4 protein-coding genes are annotated in these 3,793 nt (G+C 60.7%); 3 read left to right on the top strand and 1 reads right to left on the bottom strand.

Annotated features, from left to right (window positions below):
- The coding region (cysK, locus tag JJE47_15360) for a cysteine synthase A (protein ID MBK5268798.1) at positions 1–840 on the bottom strand (840 nt) is incomplete at its 3' end.
- A 176-nt stretch (positions 841–1,016) separates the two neighbouring features.
- On the opposite strand from cysK, the gene JJE47_15355 reads away from it, so the two are divergent.
- From JJE47_15355 to JJE47_15345, 3 genes are all read left to right on the top strand, one after another.
- Positions 1,017–1,304 carry a hypothetical protein gene (locus tag JJE47_15355; protein MBK5268797.1) on the top strand — a complete coding sequence of 96 codons (288 nt, stop codon included), beginning with the start codon at positions 1,017–1,019 and terminating at the stop codon, positions 1,302–1,304.
- A gap of 487 nt (positions 1,305–1,791) precedes the next feature.
- Positions 1,792–3,204 (top strand): hypothetical protein, encoded by a 1,413-nt coding sequence (locus tag JJE47_15350; GenBank protein ID MBK5268796.1) that lies wholly within the window; start codon positions 1,792–1,794, stop codon positions 3,202–3,204.
- 159 nt (positions 3,205–3,363) lie between these two features.
- Positions 3,364–3,690, top strand: coding sequence for a metal-sensitive transcriptional regulator (locus JJE47_15345; GenBank protein MBK5268795.1), 327 nt, complete (start codon positions 3,364–3,366; stop codon positions 3,688–3,690).
- The last annotated feature ends 103 nt before the right edge of the window (positions 3,691–3,793 follow it).

Genomic DNA, 3,793 nt, shown 5'->3' with positions numbered 1-3,793 from the left:
CGCCACCTCGAGTGCCGCCTTGACCGCCGCCCCGCTGGAGATGCCGGCCAGGATGCCCTCGGTGCGAGCCAGTCGGCGAGTTGTCTCCAAAGCGTCTTCGTTGCCGACCAAGACGATTTCGTCGATGATGGCGAGGTCGAGGACTTCGGGTACGAAACCTGCTCCGATTCCCTGAATCTTGTGGGGTCCGGGTGATCCTCCCGAGAGGACGGCCGAGTCCTTCGGCTCGACAGCGACCATCCTCACCGACGGTTTGCGTTCCTTGAGCGCCCCGCCGACTCCGGTGATCGTGCCCCCTGTACCGACCCCGGAGACGACGAAGTCGACCTCGCCGTCGGTGTCGGCCCAGATCTCCCCGGCGGTGGTGCGCCGATGGATGTCGGGGTTGGCAGGATTGGTGAACTGTTGAAGGATCACTGCCCCCGGGGTCTCATCCCGGATCTGTTCGGCCCCCGCAATGGCACCCTTCATGCCTTCGGCCCCCGGGGTCAGTACCAGCTCGGCCCCCAGGAAGGCGAGCAGGGTGCGACGCTCGATGCTCATGGTGTCGGGCATGGTGAGTATCAGACGATACCCCTTGGCGGCGGCGGCGAACGCCAGCGCGATGCCGGTGTTGCCCGAGGTCGGTTCGACCAGCGTGGTTTCCCCCGGGGTGATGCGCCCTTCGGCCTCGGCGACGTTGATCATGTTGACGCCGATGCGGTCCTTGACGCTCGACAGCGGATTGAACGACTCCAGTTTTGCGAGTACCCGGGCGCCGCCCGGCGCGCTCATGCGCTGCAACTCGACGAGCGGGGTGCGTCCGACGGTTTCGGTGATGTTCGAGTAGATGTTGGCCATGAGGATCCTCCAAAATAGAAAAGGCCCGCTGATTGCGGGCCAAGAGAGTGGGTTTGGTTGTGGTGGTCGGCTTAACAGATTTCGCCCGCGGAAAAGCCGTCCGGACAACAACAACGACGGTACGCCTCCATCAGCAACATCAGGACAGCAATTTACCACACCCCAGCCGGGCGGCGATGGCCGGCGCCGTCGTGGTGGATGCCGATTCGGCGCTCGGTATTGGCAGCCTGGCTTCGGCGATCTCGGCGGCGATGAAGGCGGGGACCGGCCTTGGATGGTCCCAATATGACCGACTTCGACTTCCAAGTGATCGAGAGTGGCAAAGCGGCTTCGTCCTTGAGGGTGGGGCCATCGGGTCCGGTGGAAACGTCGAAAATATGACCGACGTTGTGGCTTTCGATCAAGTCGAAGAAGCGTCGCAGCGCATTTGCATTATGGATATTGATCTAGGGATCAGCATATGAGGTGGACCCCATCCACTTGGGATGACCCATCAGCCGGGCTCGACACTGCGACTACCCGGCCTGCGGTTGGGGGGTCGTCGCTGTCCAATCCCGCCCGTCTCCCTATAAGGGTTGAGAAATGTTTGGAGGTCCCGTGGCCGAGTTTAAGGCTTCCACGAGTGGTGTCGCCAATTTTCGGTGCCGGAGCCGTGCTGGGTCGGAGCAGTGAGATGACGACCGGTGCTGGCAGGCATCCGTCAGGACCCCGTTCAAATTACCTGCGCGAATCCCGGGGAGCGTGAGGATGCCCTGATCCGATTTGATACATCTTTACAGAAGCTTCACGAAAACTGGTGTGCTTCCTTGATGCTGAGAGTCCAAGCTCTTGAGGGAGTCAAGGCTTTGGCGATGGAGACTGGAATGTGCTTGCCCGAACGGACGAATTCCCCTGTGTCGACAGTCCCGGGCGATCTGCTCCACATAACCCGCACCAGGGACAGCAGAGAAAATGGAACATAAGATCGGTCGGCGCCAGTTCATCGCCGGTTTGTGGCCATGGATTCTCGGTGCCTTCGGAGTCGGCGGCGCTTGGAGCACCCAAGAACTATTCGACGCTGCGCCACCTCTGGCTGCGGGAGACGCACCAGAACGGCCGGTTGGGACGTTTCCGGTTGGTGAAATCCCGCCGAAGCAAGGAGACACAATCGTTCTCAACCTCGACAGCGCCGTGCAGCAACAGGTAGAACAGAGCCTCACAGATGGACTGAGTTGGGCACGAGCTAGCGAGGCCGGTGCGAACGCCACGTCGGGGGCGGCGGTGGTTCTTGATCCCAAAACCGGTCACGTGGTCGCAATGGCGTCGAACCCTGTCTTTGACCCCGGGTCTTTTGTGGGCGGTATCGGCCAGGGTGAGTTCGATGAACTGCTTGAGGCATCGGCGTTCACTGACCTTGCCATTCAAGGTCAGTACCCACCGGGATCCAGCTTCAAGGCGGTTACCTACGCGACGGCAGTCGAACACAATGTCTTTCCGGCTGAGGCGACCCAACAGAGTCCGGAGGGTTCGATTCTTTGCGAGGGCGTCCTGCGTATCCGGGGGTTGAGTGATGGCAGCCAGCAGGTATTCACCGACCCGGGACACGGCATCGTGGATCTGCATAGGGCGTTCGCCGTTTCGTGCAATATCTACTTTTGGGAAGTGGCGTTGGCGATTTGGTCGCAGAATAAGAACACCGGTAACGAGGGAATTCTTCAGGAAATGGCCCGCAGGTTGGGACTGGGCTCCCAAACGGGTATTGATCTTCCTTTTGAGGCTGCCGGGCAGATACCCGACCGAGCCCTATTCACCGAATGGGCTGAAACAGCTCCGTATCGCCTATCACCTGACCGTATTGACCCGGGTCCGATCTGGAAGGGTGGGGACCTCATGAACGTGGCGATCGGCCAGGGAGAGACGCTGGCGACGCCCCTTCAGATGGCCGTGGCGTATGCTGCGATGAGCAACGGAGGAACCGTGTGGAGGCCTACCGTTGTCAACCGACTTGTGGATCACAGTGACGGCACCACTACCCGCCTCGACCCAGAAATAGCGTTCCGGATAGCCTGGTCCGCGGGGTTTCAGCAGTCTTTTCTTCAAGACTTGGGTCGTACCATCACCAGCGAATACGGTACGGCACGAAGGGCATTCTCTTCGATGACTTCGAGCGGGATAGTCGGCGGAAAAACAGGAACCTCGACCACCAACGGCAAGGGGGACACGGCCTGGTTCGTTGGGGTTGCCCCGATTGCCTCACCCGACTACGTCGTTGCTGTGGTCGTCGACCAGGGCGGATCGGGTGGCACCGTTGCGGCGCCGATCGCCCGGCAGATATTCCAGTACCTCTATGGCGAACAAGTCCACCCCATCGGAGAGGGTCTCTAGGCGCTGATGCGAGTACACGCACAGGTCAACTTGGTCCAGGTCTCGTACCGCGACTCCATGCGGCCGGTGGCGGCCTCATGTGCACCTTCTCTTTCGACCCTCAAGGCAGAGCCGTTCGGCCCTATCCCACCCCTAGGGGGGTGGGATAGGCTCCGAATTATGAGAAACGAGACCAGTTCGGTTGGTTTCCGACTCCGTTCAATGTCCGGTCATCTCGACGGGGTGATTCGCATGGTGGACGAGCGTCGAGATTGCGTAGAGGTCCTGTATCAACTTTCGGCGGTTCAGGGAGCCGTGGACATGGTGCGGCACCAGATACTGGAGTCGCATCTTCGAAGATGCGTTCCGGAGTCGCTCAGTAGGGCGGGAGTTGGCGACATCGTCGATGATCTCTTGTCTGCCACGTTCGGCTCCGCCCCACCAACCGTCCGTGCGGTTCGTCGATGCCACCTTGATGCTGGCACCGGGGTCGGGAGTTCCGCATGACGAAACCGGTCGACGTCCTGGTAGTCACCGCCCCCGGATGCCACTTTTGTGAAGATGCAACCCGGCTGTTGGACAAGTTGGCCGAGGCCACACCTCTCAACGT

It is taken from the genome of Acidimicrobiia bacterium, assembly GCA_016650365.1.
Lineage (GTDB): Bacteria > Actinomycetota > Acidimicrobiia > Spongiisociales > JAENVV01 > JAENVV01.
Note: the sequence above shows the minus strand (reverse complement) of the source record. Positions and strands in the feature narration are given on the sequence as shown.